This window comes from Nocardia sp. NPDC020380 (genome assembly GCF_044386975.1).
Lineage (GTDB): Bacteria > Actinomycetota > Actinomycetes > Mycobacteriales > Mycobacteriaceae > Nocardia.
Map to the genome: position 1 here is coordinate 43,088 of NZ_JBIRVQ010000020.1, position 14,535 is coordinate 57,622.

Below are 14,535 nucleotides of genomic sequence, written 5' to 3' on the forward strand. Positions count from 1 at the left end.
CTCGTGTGGACTTTTCCCCCGAGACAGGAGGTGGAGGCGTGGCAAGTCGCAACTCGGGGCAGCTGCGCACCGTCGATGTCGCGCGGCTGGCCGGGTACTCGGTTCAGCAGATACGCAATCTGGAGCAGGCGGGGGTGCTGCCTCCGGCCGTGCGAACCGATGCGGGGTATCGGGTGTACGACGAGTCCCATGTGCTGTCGGCACGCGCTTATGGAAGTCTCGCCGCCGGCGCGGGTCCGGTCGAGGCCAGGAAGATCATGCGTGCGGCGCAGACGCCGCCGATCTCGGGGATGCTCGCCCTGCTCGACGCGGCCCATGCCCGGCTCGATCAGGAGCGGCGTGATCTGGAATTCGCGAAGACGGCCGCCCGGGTGATCGCGGACGAACCCATCGCGGATGTGCGGCGGTCGGACGATATGAGCATTTCCGAGCTGGCGAATGCGCTCGGCGTGCGGACCTCCGCGTTACGGCATTGGGACGCGGAGGGTTTGGTGATGCCGGGGCGGGGCAGCAGTCGGGCGGTCCGCCGATATACCCCCGACGATGTGCGCGATGCGCGGATCGTGCATCAGCTGCGGTCGGCGGGCTACCGGATCGGTCAATTGCGGGAGTTGATGCCGCAGTTGCGCGGGGCTCGGCGGTGGGAGGCCGTCATGGCGGGGCTGGCCGCCCGGGACACGAGTATCGAAGCGCGGTCCCGGGCCTTGTTCGAGGGCGGCGCGGCGCTCAGTGCCGCGATCGCAGCGTCGAATTCCGATGGGTTGCAGTCTGTTCCGATGTGATGCTGGGTGCAGGCCGATCCGGCGGGGTGGCACGGCAAGCGTCGATAATGATCTTGCGGGCCGCGCGGCCCTCGGGGGTCGGCATGAGTGGGTAGTTGTGCGGAAGGCCCGGCCCCTCGTGATAGTCGACCGGAACGCCCGCGGCCGCGGCCCGTCGGACCAGGGCGCGGGCGTCGACCACGGGTAGTTCGCGGCTGCCGGAGAAGAGGGTGAGCGGCGCCAGCCCTTCGAGCCGGCCGAACAGCGGACTGACGCGCGGGTCCCGGGTGTCGAGGGACCCGGCGTAGAGGCGGCCGATCTCCCGCAGCCCCGCGATCGCGTGCATCGGATCATCCGGTTCGAGCGCGGGCAGCGCCGGATCGGACACGGTGACGTCCAGCCACGGGCAGATCAGCACGATCCGGGACGGTTGCGGACCGCCCTGTTCCAGCAGGGCCTGGGCCGCCGCCAGCGCCAGGGTGCACCCGCGGAATTGCCCATCACCACGGTCTTTCCGGGCCCGCGCTCCTCGATCGTGCGGGCGAGCAGCGCGGCCGTGGTGGCCACCATGCCGGCGGCGTGACCGTGCGGGATGAGCGGATAGATCGGCACCACGCTCTCCGCCGGCACTCCGGTGCCCAGACCGGCGAGGAAAGTCCAATGCGGGCGCACGATTTCGCGAATGAATCCACCGCCGTGCAGAAAGAACACGGTGACCTCGGCCGGCCCGGCATACGGCGCCATCCGGAATACCGGCCAGCCGTCGAATTCTTCGCGGGTGACGGTCGTGGTCTTCCGCAGGGAGGCCGGGGGCCGAACCGGTTCGATGCGCCGATCGCGCTTCTCCAGTGACGCGCGAACCCCGGCCGCACTACCGAGCATCTTCTTCTCGCCACCCGCCGCCAAAAGCGCTGTGACAGCCCTGGTCTGCCAGCTCGGCTTCCCGGCCACTCCCTCGATGGTCATCTCCCGCTCATCTCCTGTGTTCGCGCCCTGTCCCGGCACCTCCGCACCGGACACCGTCAGCCTGGCGAACACGAACGCACGCCGCTTCCACAAACGTGCGCCCTGTGCGTCGGCGGCTATCCGGCCGACGAGCTGCCGGCCGACCCGGACGAACTGCCCGCGGAGCCGGAACCGGTCGAGCCCGGGGCGAAAGTCCAAGTGGTGCAGCCGAAGGTGACGGTGCTGATGTAGGACTTCTCGGGCGTCGCGGAGGTGCCGAGGTTGATGCCGTAGGCGGTGATGCGGGCGTTGGGGTTGGCGGCGGTGATGGTGGCCAGTGAGACCGGCTGGGATTGGCCGCCCGGGGTGCCGGCGATCGGGCGGGTGCTCCACCAGAGGCCGTTTTCCAGGGCGGTGGCGGTGGTCCATTGCCGGGTGGTGGCCGTGCCGTTGCGGTGGGGCTGCCAGACGAGGGTGGTGAAGCCTGTCGGGTCGTCGTCGGTTCGGTTGGCTCCGGTGAGGCGCAGCTGGAAGGCGGGTTCCAGGCCGTGGTCCACGTACATCGTGTAGGCGAGGTTCGGGGTCTGGCGGAGGGGAGTGGCGGTTGGCTGGAAGTACTGGATCTTGGGCGCTACCGGGTTGGTTTCGAATTTCAGTGCGCCCGAACCGGTTCCGGGCGCGGAGTCCGGGCCGTCGACGTAGCGGGGCGCGGCGATTTCGTACGAGCGCCAGCCGCCGGGATTGAACGGGGTGGCGACGGCCGGGCCGCACGGGCCGCTGCCCGCGGAGCTGCCGGCGCTGCCGCTCGAGGAGCCCGCGCTGCCGCTGGAGGAGCCGGCGCTGCCGGACCAGCTACCGGTCGATGCGGCAGCGGAGCCGGGCAGGCCGAACAGCAGGGAGGCGGCGCAGACGGTGACGGCGCCGGAACGGGTGGCTCGAATGGTCATTCGGAGTTCCTCGCTTGCGGAGTGGAATGTCGTGTGGACGACTCCGATTGGACCGTTCGAGCGACGCGGGCCGTAAGGGCCGGCCGGTACCTATCGGCAGGGCCGGGTGGCCGAGCCGGGGGGTCAGTGCAGCAGGTCGTCGAGGGCAGGTGCGACGAGGCCGAAGAGATCGGAGATGGTGGTGAGGGAGGCGGCCTGCAGGGCGGCGGGGGTGAGGACCGTGCCGTCCGGGGCTTCGAGGGCGCGGGTGGCGGTGGCCTCGGCGAGGATGGTGGGGCGGTAGCCGAGGTTGAAAGCGCCCTGGGCGGTGAAGGTTACGCACATATGGGTCATGAAGCCGGCGAGGACGAGGTCCGGTCCGGCGCCCAGGCGCTGCAGGATGGCGTGCAGGTCGGTGTCGTGGAAAGCGTCGGGGAACTCCTTGATTACGGTCGGCTCATCGTCGACCGGGGCGAGTTCCGCACTGATGGAACCGATTTCGGCGCGGATGTCATAGGGGGTGTCCGGTCCGCCGTCATTGATGACGTGGATGACCGGCCGGGACAGTGCGCGGGCGGCGGCCAGCAGGCGGGCGCCGGCGGCGATCGCGGGTTCGGCCTCGGGGAGCGCCATGACGCCTTCGCGGTAGGTGTTCTGGAAGTCGATCAGGATCACGGTGGCGTCGGCCAGCCGGGGGAGCTGGTTGTCGAGGCCGATGACAGTGCGCAGGGTGGTCGAGGCAGTCGTCATTACTGTTCCTTACTGTTTCGGGTTGCGTCAGACAGTGGTGCGGAAGCGGCGGCGGTAAGCGCCGGGGCCGGTGGCCAGTTGGCGGTGGAAGGCGCGGTGCAGGGTTTCCACCGAGCCGAGGCCGACCGTGCGGGCGATCTGGAGCAGGGGATGGTCCGTGGTTTCGAGGAGGCGGCGCGCGGCTTCGACCCGGGCGGCCTCGACGTACACGGCCACCGTGGCGCCCATCTCCTGGCGGAAGACCCGCGTGAAATGCCGTTCGCTCAAGCACATTCGGCCGGCGAGTGCGGCGGTGGACAGGTCGGCGTCGAGGTGTTCGCCTATATAGAGGCGTAATTCGTCGATATCGCGCCGGGCGGGGGCGGGCCGGCTCAGCGGCACGCTGAACTGGCTCTGGCCGCCTTGCCGGCGCAGGTAGACGACCAGCTGCCGGGCGACCGCGAGGGCGAGGTCCTCGCCGTGGTCCTCGGCCACCAGGGCGAGGGACAGGTCGAGGCAGGCGCTGATGCCCGCGCCGGTCCAGACCCGGCCGGAGCGGACGAAGATCGGATCGGGGTCGACCGTGATCTCCGGATGCTCGGCGGCCAGCTGATCGGCGGTGGACCAGTGCGTGGTCGCGGTGCGGCCGTCCAGCAGTCCGGCCGCCGCCAGCAGATGCGCTCCCACGCAGACCGAGGCGAGGCGTCCGGTGCGCGGCGCGATCCGCCGCAGCCAGGTGACCACCTCGTCGTCGATGCGCGCGAGCGGTCCGGCGGGCGAGAGATCCACCGCGCCCGGCACGATCAAGGTGTCGATGGGCCCGTCGAGGTCGTCGAAGGCGAGGTCGGTGAGCAACCGCACACCCGCGGAGGTGGTGACCGGCCCGCTGCCGGGCCCGGCGAGCCGCACGTCGTAGCCGGCCTGTCCGTCGCTCTCCTGGTTGGCCAGCGCGAACACTTCGGCCGGCCCGGTGACGTCGAGCAGGTCGACGTCCGGGAAGACCGCGATGATGACGCGATGGCTGGATGGCATGTCACCTATCCTCTGGCCCGCCGGGCGCGTCCGCAATGACGGATAACTGTCACATCCGGCCATGGCCGGATGTGATGTTCGCCGGCGGCGACCGGCCGGGTTGCCTATCTCTTGACTGGTATTGACCAGGGAAATTAGCATGTTCCGCATAGGGGAATTCTTTTTCCGCATTGTGGAAAACAAATGGGAGGAAATCGTGGGCCATTCGCTTCGGTACGCCGTCAACTGCTCGATCCTGTTCACGGAACTGCCGCTGCTCGAGCGGGCCGGAGCCGCGGCCCGCGCCGGATTCCGGGCCGTCGAATTCTGGTGGCCGTTCGATACCTCGGTCCCCGGCGACGAGCAGGTGGACGAGTTCGTGGCCTCCGTGCGGGACGCCGGCGTCGCCGTGGTGGGCCTCAACTTCGCGGCCGGCGATATGCCCGCCGGCGACCGCGGCCTCACCTCCTGGGTAGGCCGGGAACAGGAATTCCAGGACAGCACCGCCGTCACCGTCGGCATCGCCGAGCAACTGGGCTGCCCGCAGTTCAATGTGCTCTACGGCAACCGGCAACCGGACAGCACGCCGGAACAGCAGGACGAACTGGCCGTGGCGAACTACGCGTTCGCGGCCGAGGCGGTCGCGCGCATCGGCGGCCGGATCCTGGTGGAACCGGTCAGCGGCATCGACAGCTACCCGCTGAAGACCGCCGCCGACGTACTCGCCGTCATCGACCGGGTGCAGCAGTTCTCCGGCGCCGAGAACATCGGACTGCTCGCGGACCTCTACCACCTAGCGGTCAACGGCGACGACGTCGACAAGGTGATCGCCGAGCACACCGGCCGCATCGCCCACGTACAGCTCGCCGACAGCCCCGGCCGCGGCGAACCCGGCACCGGCAAGCTGCCGCTCGAGCGGCAGGTCGAGGACCTCGAGGCGCGCGGATACCGCGGCTGGGTCGCGCTCGAGTACAAGCCGTCGAGCACCACCGGCGAGAGTCTCGAACGGCTTCCGCGCGAGCGTCGCGCGCTCGGCGCCTGATCCACTGCCACACAACGAATTTCAGGGACTTCTCATGACAGACATCGCATTCATCGGCCTGGGGATCATGGGTAGTCCCATGGCCGTTCACCTGGCGCGGGCGGGACATCAGGTCACCGCCTACGCGCGCACCGAGGCCAAGGCCGCGCCACTGGTCGCGGCGGGCGGGCGGGCCGCCGCCTCGATCGCGGACGCGGTCAAGGGCGCCGAGGTCATCTGCCTCATGGTGCCGGATTCACCCGATGTGCAGGACGTGCTGGCCGGTGAGGGCGGGGTGTTCGACAGCGCCCAGCCGGGCGCGCTGATCATCGACTTCTCCAGCATCCGGCCGGATGTCGCCGTCGAGCTCGGCAAGCAGGCCGCGCGGCGCGGCTTCCGGCTGCTGGACGCCCCCGTCTCGGGCGGGGAGGCGGGTGCGGTCGCGGCCACACTGTCGATCATGGTCGGCGGTAGCGCCGGGGACTTCGCGGAAGCGCAGCCGATTCTCGGCACGGTCGGCAAAACCGTTGTGCACGTGGGCCCCAGCGGTTCCGGGCAGACGGTCAAGGCGGCCAATCAGCTCATCGTCGCCGCCAATATCCAGGCCCTGTCCGAGGCCGTGGTGTTCCTCGAGGCGTACGGAGTGGATACCGAGGCGGCCCTGCGTGTGCTGGGCGGCGGACTCGCGGGATCCAAGGTGCTGGATCAGAAGCAGGGCAATATGCTCTCGCGCTCCTTCACCCCCGGCTTCCGGATCGACCTGCACCACAAGGATTTGGGGATCGTGACGGCCGCGGCGCGTGAGGCCGGTGTCGTCGTCCCGCTCGGCGCGCTGGTCGCGCAATTGATGGCCGCCGCCAAGGCGAACGGCGACGGCGGACTCGATCACAGTGCCCTGTTGCGCGGGGTGGAGCGCCTGAGTGGGCGCGCGAAGAAGGAGAACTGACCATGGCTCGGATGCGCGCGGTCGATGCCGCGGTCCTGATTCTCGAAAAAGAAGGCGCCACCCAGGCTTTCGGCCTGCCCGGCGCCGCGATCAACCCGTTCTACAGCGCGATGCGGGCGCACGGCGGGATCAAGCACGTGCTGGCCCGGCACGTGGAAGCCGCCTCGCACATGGCCGAGGGCTACACCCGCGCGAAGGCCGGAAACATCGGCATCTGCATCGGCACCTCGGGCCCGGCCGGCACCGATATGATCACCGGATTGTATTCCGCCAGTGCGGATTCCATTCCTATCCTGTGCATCACCGGTCAGGCGCCGGTGGCCAAGCTGCACAAGGAGGACTTCCAGGCGGTCGACATCGCCTCGATCGCCGCGCCCGTCGCGAAGTGGGCGGTCACCGTGCTGGAGCCCGCGCAGGTGCCGGGCAGCTTCCAGAAGGCCTTCCAGCTCATGCGGGAAGGCCGTCCCGGGCCGGTGCTGATCGATCTGCCGATCGATGTGCAGCAGGCCGAGATCGAATTCGATATCGACACCTACGAACCGCTCGAGGTGCACCGCCCGGCGGCCACCCGGGCGCAGGCCGAGAAGGCGCTGGCCATGCTGGCGGCGGCGCGGCGGCCGCTGATCGTGGCCGGTGGCGGCATCGTGAACGCCGACGCCGCGGCGCTGCTCGTCGAATTCGCCGAGCTGACCGGGGTTCCCGTGGTGCCCACGCTGATGGGCTGGGGCACCATCGCCGACGATCACCCGCTGCACGCGGGCATGGTCGGTTTGCAGACCTCGCACCGCTACGGCAACGAGACGCTGCTGGAATCGGATTTCGTGCTGGGTATCGGCAACCGGTGGGCGAACCGCCACACCGGCGGCGTCGAAACCTACACCAAGGACCGCACTTTCGTGCACGTCGATATCGAGCCGACCCAGATCGGCCGGGTGTTCGCCCCCGACTTCGGCATCACCTCCGACGCCGGGGCCGCACTGCGTGTGTTCCTCGAGGTCGCGAAGGAGCAGCGGGCCGCGGGGACCTTGCCGGACCGCGGCACGTGGGCCGGGCAGGTGCGGGCGCGGAAACAGTTGGGGCAGCGCAAGACTCACTTCGAGAACGTGCCCATCAAGCCGCAGCGCGTGTACGAGGAGATGAACCGGGCCTTCGGGCCGGACGTCCGCTACGTCAGCACCATCGGCCTGTCGCAGATCCAGGCCGCGCAGATCCTGCACGTGTACCGGCCGCGGCATTGGATCAATGCCGGTCAGGCCGGGCCGCTGGGCTGGACGCTGCCCGCCGCGCTCGGCGTGGCGACGGCGGACCCGGACTCGACGGTGGTCGCGCTGTCCGGTGACTACGACTTCCAGTTCCTCATCGAGGAATTGGCCGTCGGCGCGCAGTTCAACATCCCGTATATCCATGTGGTGGTGAACAATTCGTATCTGGGCCTGATCCGGCAGGCGCAGCGCGCGTTCAGCATGGACTACTACGTGCAGCTGGACTTCGAGAACATCAACAGCCCGGAGGTCAACGGCTACGGCGTCGACCACCTGAAGGTGGCGGAAGGGCTGGGCTGCAAGGCGATTCGCGTGTTCGAGCCCGACCGCATCGGTGCCGCGCTGGAGGAGGCGAAGAAGCTGATCGCCGAGTTCCGGGTGCCGGTGGTCGTCGAATGCATCCTCGAGCGGGTGACCAATGTGTCCATGGGTCTCGAGATCGACAATATCGTCGAGTTCGAGGAGCTCGCGGTGAGCGCGGCCGACGCGCCCACCGCAATCGCCCTGCTGGACTGAGGGTTCCGGCTCCGAGCCGTCCGCGGGTGCGGGCGGCTCATCTCATCCGGGCGGTGAGCGCGGCGGCGGCCGCGCTCACCGCTTCGGCGAAAACCGGCTCCGATTCCGCGGTGAGCCGGCTGAACGGAATGTTCACGCTCAGGCTGGCGATGGGCTGCTCGTCCGCGCCCAGCACCACCGCGGCGACCGCGCCCACGTCCGAACGCCATTCCCCGCGATTGACCGCGTACCCGCGCTTGCGGATGTCGGCCAGTTCGGCGCGCAGCTCGCCCGGATCGGTGATCGTGGTGTCCGTATAACGCGGGAGTTCGTCGGTCAGTAGCTGCCTGATCGCCTCGGGATTGCTGTGCGCGAGTACGGCTTTCCCGTTGGCGGAGGCGTGCAGCGGCAGCGAATGCCCCAGCGCCATATTGGTGCGCACCGGCTTGTCCGTCTCCAGCCGCTCTATCAGCACCATCTTGCCGTCCTCGGGGACCGTCAGATGGATGGTCTCCTCCGTGCGCCGGCGCAGGTCCTCCATGATCGGCAGCGCCGCGCCGCGCAGGCCCAGGTCGCCACCCGCGCGACTGCCGACGGCCAGGGCCTTCGTGGTCAGTGCCCAGCGCGTGATCTCGCCGCGCGCGGGCCGGATCCAGCCCGCCTCGTCCAGGGTCACCAGCGCCCGCTGCACGCTGCTCTTCGGCATGTCCAGGATTCGGGCCAATTCGCCGACGCCGACCGGCTGCCGCGCGGCGACTTCTTCCAATACTCGCAAGGTATTCAATACATTTCGCAATGCCTTGACTCCTTCGTCACACATCCCTAACCTTGCTGCACCTTCTCACGGAACAGTGTGCCACCTCACGGCACGGAATGGAAACAAGTCTGATGACCGCCCACAGCGGACGACACTTTCTGCAGATTCCCGGTCCCACCAATGTCCCGGACCGCGTGCTCCACGCCATCGCACAACCCACCATCGATCATCGCGGCCCCGAATTCGGCGAATTCACGCTCGATCTGCTGCGGCGGGTCAAACCGGTATTCGGCACCGCCAATCCCGTTGTCATCTATGCCGGTTCCGGCACCGGCGCCTGGGAAGCCGCGCTCGTCAATACCCTCTCGCCCGGAGATCGCGTATTGGCTTTCGAGACAGGACATTTCGCGACCCTGTGGCGAGATATGGCGTTGAAGCTCGGTCTGACGGTCGAATTCGTGCCCGGCGACTGGCGGCACGGCGCCGACCCGGCCGCCGTCGCCGAACACCTCGCCGCCGACACCGAGCACGGCATCAAGGCCGTCATGGTGGTGCACAACGAAACCTCCACCGGCGTCACCAGCCGCATCCCGGAGATCCGCGCCGCCATCGACGAGGCCGACCACCCCGCGCTGCTGTTCGTCGACACCATCTCCTCGCTCGGCTCCATCGACTACCGCCACGACGACTGGGGCGTGGACGTCACCATCGGCTGCTCGCAGAAGGGGCTCATGCTGCCGCCCGGCCTGGGCTTCAATGCCATCAGCGACAAGGCGCTCGCCGCCTCCGCGCACGCGACAATGCCCAAGTCGTACTGGGATTGGGCGCCCATGCTGCGGGACAACGAGCGCGGTTTCTACCCGCACACGCCCGCCACCAACCTGCTCTACGGGCTGCGCGAGGCCCTCATCATGCTCGATGAGGAGGGCCTGCCGAACGTCTTCGCCCGGCATCAGCGGCATGCCGAGGCCACCCGCGCCGCCGTCCGCGGCTGGGGGCTCGAGGTGCTGTGCGCCAACGAGCGCGAATACTCCGGCGTCCTCACCGCCGTGCTCGTCGGCGCGGAACACGACGCCGACAAGGTGCGCCGCATCATCCTGGACCGCTTCGACATGTCTCTGGGCACCGGACTCGGCAAGCTCGCCGGCCGTGTGTTCCGCATCGGCCACCTCGGCCATTTCAATGATCTGGCGCTGGCCGGAACTCTCTCCGGCGTCCAAATGGGGCTCGAACTAGCGGGCGTGGACATCGATCCCGCCGGCCTGCAGGCCGCACTCGAGGTACTGCGCGCACCCTAAAAATAAGGATTCACCATGTCCGATCGGACGTCCCCGGTCCGGCGCTTGTCCGAAATGAAGCGCTGGACATACATCCTGCCGATCGTCGTATTCATTTACGTCATCTGTTATGTCGACAGGACCAATATCAGTTTCGCGCTACCGCACCTCGAAACCGATATGCATCTCAGCAAGTCCCAGCAGGGTCTGGCCAGCGGCATTTTCTTCTGGGGATATCTGCTCCTGCAGATTCCCGGCGGCTATATCGCCGAACGCTGGAGCGCCAGACAGTGGATCGCGATTCTCATGGTGCTGTGGAGCATTGCCGCCATGGCCTCCGGCTTCACCCACAGCGTCGGCCAGCTGCTCCTCGCCCGGTTCCTCCTCGGCGTCGCCGAGGGCGGGGTGCAGCCCGCGCTCATGGCCACCATCCGCAACTGGTTCCCGTTCGCCGAAAGAGGCCGGGCCTTCGCGATATTCAAGCTGTACACGCCCATCGCGGCGATCGTGGCCGCACCCTTCTCCGGTGTCATCCTGACCTACTTCGACTGGCGCTGGATGTTCATCATCCAGGGCGGCGGGCCGCTCGTGGTGGGGCTCATCGCGTGGCTGGCCGTCGTGCGGGACACCCCCGCCAAGGCCAAATGGCTGTCCGCGGCCGAACGGGACTACATCGAACGATCCCGGCTCGAAGAAGGCGAGCCGCTCGAACACCACGGCACCCTCAAGGCCGCCTTCACCAGCAAGATCGTCTGGCACTTCGCGCTCATCTACACGCTCACGCAGATGGGCCTGCTCGGGCTCACGCTGTGGCTGCCCAGCGTGCTCAAGAAGGCGTTCCACAGCGATCTCTCGGTGGGTCTGGTCGCCATTCTGCCGCAGATCGCGGCCGGCGCCGCCATCATCCTGGTGGGCCGCTCCGCCGATAAACGCGGCGGGCACATCAAACACATGTCGCTGGTGCTCGGCTCCGCCTGCATCATCCTCGTCGGCGCGAGTTTCGTTTCGGCACACCAGAAATGGCTGGTGCTGATCGCCCTGATCCTCGGCACGGCGGCCTCCATCGCCTGGTACGGGCCGTTCTGGGCGACCGTCACCAAACTCACGCCGGTGGCCGCGGCCGGCGCGGGCATGGGGCTCATCAACGGCGTCGGTAATCTCGGCAGCTTCGTCGGGCCCTATGTCGGCGGCTGGCTCAGCCAGGTCAGCGGCGGCGGATACGCGCTCACCCAGGCGTTCTTCGGAATCGTCTTCGGCGTCGCGGCGCTGCTCGTGCTCACCCTGCGAAAACAGTTGCGGGCGGCCACCGATCCCACTCTTGTCGCCGAGCCGGAAACGGTGACAGGACGGCCCGTGTCCGACCCCTCCCCGGCCTGATCCAGGTCACCGCGGCGGCCGACCACCCGGCCGCCGCGAAAAACCAACGACTCGAAGAGGATTCGTGATGACCTTCTCCCTGAGCGAAACCGAAGTGGACGACCCGGAAACACTTGCCGCACTGCTGGAGAGCGCGCTGCGCACCAGCATGGACGGCGATGTCGCCTTCGACGACTACAGCCGGCACATCTTCTCCCGGGACGCCAGCATGTACTCGATGATGCCGCTGGGCGTCGCGTTCCCCCGGCACGCCGGGGATGTCGCGGCGGCGGTGGAAGCCTGTGCGGCACTGGGTGTTCCGATCGTGGCGCGCGGGGCGGGGACGAGTCTCGCGGGGCAGACCATCGGGCCCGGGCTGGTGCTGGACATGTCGCGGCACATGAACCGGATCCTCGAACTCGATCCGGTCGCCCGCACCGCGCTCGTCGAGGTCGGGGTGGTGCAGGATCAGCTCAACAAGGCCGCGGGCGTGCACGGGCTCATGTTCGGGCCCGACACCTCGACCAGTAACCGGGCCACCATCGGCGGCATGATCGGGAACAATTCCGCGGGCAGCGGATCGCTGACCTACGGCATGACCATCGATCACGTGCTGGCGCTGGACGTCATCCTTTCCGATGGTTCGCGCGCCCGGCTGGAATCCGTCGACGAGGCCGAGCGGCTCGTGCGGTCCGCCGAGCAGTCGCTGGAAGGGCGGATCTACCAGGAACTTCCGCAGCTGGTGCGGGACAACGAGCAGGCCATCGAGGCCGGGATGCCGATCTTCTGGCGGCGGGCCGGCGGGTATCGGCTGGACCGGCTCGCGGGGTTCGGGCATCGGAAACCGTTCGATCTGGCCAAGTTCGTGGTGGGCGCGGAGGGGACGCTGCTGGTGGTCACCCATGCGCTGGTGTCCCTGGTGCCCAAGCCGGCCCGGACCGTGTACGCGGTCGGGCACTTCCACGACACGCCCAGCGCGATTGCCGCCACCACCGATGCGCTCAGTTGCGAACCGGCGCAGGTCGAGTTGATGGACCGGACCATTCTCGAACTGTCGCGCAAGCAGATCGAGTACGCCTCGCTCGGGGAGATCCTCGTCGGCGATCCCGGTGCGCTGCTGTTCGTGTCCTTCAGCGGAGACGACGAGGCGGCGCTGGTCGCGGAACTCGATCGGCTGGAACGACTCTGGAAGCAGAACGGGCACGGCTATCACACCCTGCGCGCGGTGACGTCCGCCGATCAGACGGCGCTGCTGAAGGTGCGCAAGTCCAGCCTCGGGCTGCTCATGGCGGCGGGGGAGGGCACACGGCGGCCGCTCGCCTTCGTCGAGGACACCGCGGTGGATCCCGTGCATCTCGCCGAATACACCAAGCGGTTCAAGCAGATTCTCGACGACCATCAGATGGAGGCCGGATTCTACGGACACTGCTCGGTCGGCTGCCTGCACATCCGGCCGTTCGTCGACCTCACCAAACCCGACGAAGTCGCCAAGATGCGGGCCGTGGCCGAGGCGGTCAAGGATCTGGTGGCCGAATACGGCGGCGTGAACTCCAGCGAACACGGCGACGGGCTGGCACGCAGCGAATTCAACCGCGAGATCTTCGGGCCCGAACTGTACGAGGCCATGCGAAAGGTGAAGCGGCTCTTCGATCCCGGCAACATCATGAACCCGGGCAAGATCGTCGACGCGCCGTCCATGACCGAGAATCTGCGCGATCGCGACATGCTGCCGCCGGCGCCACTGCTACAGACCAAGCTGAACTTCGAAGTGGTCGGCGGCATGCGCGGCGCGGCCGACCGATGCATGAATATCGGACTGTGCCGCAAGGCCGGGTCCGGGGTCATGTGCCCGTCGTATCAGGCCACCTTGAACGAGGAGCACGCCACCCGCGGGCGGGCCAATGCGCTGGTGAAGGCGCTGTCCGAACCGGATCCGCATGCGGCGCTGGGCGGGGAACGACTGCACGAGATCCTCGACCTGTGCCTGATGTGCAAGGCGTGCAAGAACGAATGCCCGATGAGCGTGGACATGGCGGCGCTCAAGGCGGAGACGCTGTCGCATCACCACGAGATTCACGGAATCCCTTTCCGCTCCAGAATTTTCGGTTCGATCCGGACGCTGAACCGGCTGGGGTCGGCGACCGCGCCGATCTCGAATCTGCCGGGCCGCATCGGTTTCCTGCGCCGCATCATGGAGAAGCGGGTCGGCATCACCGCGGCGCGCCCGCTGCCCGTCTTCACCCGGGTCAACCTGCTGCGCTGGTTCCGGCGGCACCAGCAGGCTGTGCCCTTGGGCCCCACGCCGTTCGGCACCGTGAACTGGCTCGCCGATTCGTTCACCACCTTCACCGAACCGCATATCGGGCAGGCGGCCATCGAACTGCTGGAGCGTGCGGGCTGGCGGGTCGAGCTCGCGAGCGGCGGCTGCTGCGGGCGGTCGAGCCTGTCCAAGGGGCTGCTCGACGATGCGAAGGAGAAGGCGTCCGGGCTGATCGAATCGCTCGCGCTGAACACCGAACCCGGGTCGCCGATCGTCGGCTGCGAGCCGTCCTGCCTGTTCACCCTGCGTGACGAGCACACCGCCCTGCTGTCGGATTCGGAATGGGTGCACGAGGTCGCGGCCCGGGTGCGGCAGGTGGAGGAGCTGCTCATCGAGGCCATCGACGCGGGCCGGCTGCGGCTGCGCGACGACTCCGCCCTCTCCGGCCGCCGCATCGTCTACCACGGCCACTGCCACCAGAAGGCCGAAGTCGGCACCGCCGCCACCATGGCCTTGCTGCGCCGCATCCCCGGCGTCGAAGTCGAGGAGATCAACTCCGGCTGCTGCGGCATGGCCGGCTCCTTCGGCTTCGAAGCCGAACACTACGAGATGTCCATGACCGTGGGCGGCGACCGCCTCTTCCCCGCCCTCGCCGCCGAACCCCGGGAAACCATCGTCGCCGCCACCGGCGTCTCCTGCCGCCAGCAGATCTTCCACGGCGCCGGCCGAACCGCCTGGCACCCGGTCGAATTGGTGCGCGCCGCCCTCGCCCCCGCCGAACAGTAAAAG

13 protein-coding genes are annotated in these 14,535 nt (G+C 68.3%); 7 read left to right on the forward strand and 6 right to left on the reverse strand.

The genetic code is table 11. From position 1 onward, the window contains the following. Nucleotides 1–38 precede the first annotated feature (38 nt). Complete coding sequence (locus ACH438_RS40355; RefSeq protein WP_397015420.1) at nt 39–782, forward strand: MerR family transcriptional regulator; 744 nt, start codon at nt 39–41, stop codon at nt 780–782. Here ACH438_RS40355 and ACH438_RS40360 read toward each other — a convergent pair. The 5 genes from ACH438_RS40360 to ACH438_RS40380 all read right to left on the reverse strand — a co-directional run bounded on the left by ACH438_RS40360 (nt 727) and on the right by ACH438_RS40380 (nt 4,393). After that, entirely contained in the window at nt 727–1,239 is a 513-nt protein-coding gene (locus ACH438_RS40360) for an alpha/beta hydrolase fold domain-containing protein (protein WP_397015593.1), read from the reverse strand. The two genes, ACH438_RS40355 and ACH438_RS40360, sit on opposite strands and share 56 nt — an antisense overlap. After that, nucleotides 1,173–1,727 (reverse strand): alpha/beta hydrolase fold domain-containing protein, encoded by a 555-nt coding sequence (locus ACH438_RS40365; protein WP_397015611.1) that lies wholly within the window; start codon nt 1,725–1,727, stop codon nt 1,173–1,175. The genes ACH438_RS40360 and ACH438_RS40365 overlap by 67 nt, the downstream gene beginning before the upstream one ends. Before the next feature lie 116 nt (nt 1,728–1,843). After that, entirely contained in the window at nt 1,844–2,653 is an 810-nt protein-coding gene (locus ACH438_RS40370) for a hypothetical protein (protein WP_397015422.1), read from the reverse strand. 123 nt (nt 2,654–2,776) lie between these two features. Further along, complete coding sequence (locus tag ACH438_RS40375; RefSeq protein WP_397015424.1) at nt 2,777–3,382, reverse strand: isochorismatase family protein; 606 nt, start codon at nt 3,380–3,382, stop codon at nt 2,777–2,779. Nucleotides 3,383–3,409: 27 nt separating this feature from the next. Then, nucleotides 3,410–4,393, reverse strand: a complete 984-nt coding sequence (locus tag ACH438_RS40380) for a GlxA family transcriptional regulator (RefSeq protein ID WP_397015426.1) — start codon at nt 4,391–4,393, stop codon at nt 3,410–3,412. Nucleotides 4,394–4,589: 196 nt separating this feature from the next. On the opposite strand from ACH438_RS40380, the gene ACH438_RS40385 reads away from it, so the two are divergent. The 3 genes from ACH438_RS40385 to gcl are packed head-to-tail and all read left to right on the forward strand — an operon-like array spanning nt 4,590 to nt 8,117. Further along, on the forward strand, nt 4,590–5,414 hold the full coding sequence (locus ACH438_RS40385) for a hydroxypyruvate isomerase family protein (protein ID WP_397015428.1): 825 nt from the start codon (nt 4,590–4,592) through the stop codon (nt 5,412–5,414). A 34-nt stretch (nt 5,415–5,448) separates the two neighbouring features. Then, nucleotides 5,449–6,339 carry a 2-hydroxy-3-oxopropionate reductase gene (locus ACH438_RS40390; RefSeq protein WP_397015430.1) on the forward strand — a complete coding sequence of 297 codons (891 nt, stop codon included), beginning with the start codon at nt 5,449–5,451 and terminating at the stop codon, nt 6,337–6,339. Between the two features lie 2 nt (nt 6,340–6,341). After that, a complete protein-coding gene (gene gcl, locus ACH438_RS40395; RefSeq protein WP_397015432.1) occupies nt 6,342–8,117 on the forward strand; it encodes a glyoxylate carboligase in 1,776 nt (591 codons plus the stop codon). Nucleotides 8,118–8,154: 37 nt separating this feature from the next. Here the strand turns inward: gcl and ACH438_RS40400 are convergent, their stop codons facing one another. Beyond that, nucleotides 8,155–8,892, reverse strand: a complete 738-nt coding sequence (locus ACH438_RS40400; RefSeq protein ID WP_397015434.1) for an IclR family transcriptional regulator — start codon at nt 8,890–8,892, stop codon at nt 8,155–8,157. 92 nt (nt 8,893–8,984) lie between these two features. On the opposite strand from ACH438_RS40400, the gene ACH438_RS40405 reads away from it, so the two are divergent. The 3 genes from ACH438_RS40405 (at nt 8,985) to ACH438_RS40415 (ending at nt 14,532) form a co-directional block, all read left to right on the forward strand. Next, nucleotides 8,985–10,151, forward strand: coding sequence for a pyridoxal-phosphate-dependent aminotransferase family protein (locus tag ACH438_RS40405; protein WP_397015436.1), 1,167 nt, complete (start codon nt 8,985–8,987; stop codon nt 10,149–10,151). A 15-nt stretch (nt 10,152–10,166) separates the two neighbouring features. Further along, nucleotides 10,167–11,507: an MFS transporter gene (locus tag ACH438_RS40410; RefSeq protein ID WP_397015437.1), complete on the forward strand. Its 1,341-nt coding sequence runs from the start codon at nt 10,167–10,169 to the stop codon at nt 11,505–11,507. A 67-nt stretch (nt 11,508–11,574) separates the two neighbouring features. Further along, a complete protein-coding gene (locus tag ACH438_RS40415; protein ID WP_397015438.1) occupies nt 11,575–14,532 on the forward strand; it encodes an FAD-binding and (Fe-S)-binding domain-containing protein in 2,958 nt (985 codons plus the stop codon). Nucleotides 14,533–14,535: the final 3 nt, after the last annotated feature.

What these genes read in the sequence shown, in the direction of transcription:
- ACH438_RS40405 (WP_397015436.1), top strand. Translation starts at nt 8,985, where the DNA reads ATGACCGCCCACAGCGGACGACACTTTCTGCAGATTCCCGGTCCCACC.
- ACH438_RS40370 (WP_397015422.1), bottom strand. Translation starts at nt 2,653, where the DNA reads ATGACCATTCGAGCCACCCGTTCCGGCGCCGTCACCGTCTGCGCCGCC.
- ACH438_RS40410 (WP_397015437.1), top strand. Translation starts at nt 10,167, where the DNA reads ATGTCCGATCGGACGTCCCCGGTCCGGCGCTTGTCCGAAATGAAGCGC.
- ACH438_RS40365 (WP_397015611.1), bottom strand. Translation starts at nt 1,727, where the DNA reads ATGACCATCGAGGGAGTGGCCGGGAAGCCGAGCTGGCAGACCAGGGCT.
- ACH438_RS40375 (WP_397015424.1), bottom strand. Translation starts at nt 3,382, where the DNA reads ATGACGACTGCCTCGACCACCCTGCGCACTGTCATCGGCCTCGACAAC.
- ACH438_RS40390 (WP_397015430.1), top strand. Translation starts at nt 5,449, where the DNA reads ATGACAGACATCGCATTCATCGGCCTGGGGATCATGGGTAGTCCCATG.
- ACH438_RS40380 (WP_397015426.1), bottom strand. Translation starts at nt 4,393, where the DNA reads ATGCCATCCAGCCATCGCGTCATCATCGCGGTCTTCCCGGACGTCGAC.
- gcl (WP_397015432.1), top strand. Translation starts at nt 6,342, where the DNA reads ATGGCTCGGATGCGCGCGGTCGATGCCGCGGTCCTGATTCTCGAAAAA.
- ACH438_RS40415 (WP_397015438.1), top strand. Translation starts at nt 11,575, where the DNA reads ATGACCTTCTCCCTGAGCGAAACCGAAGTGGACGACCCGGAAACACTT.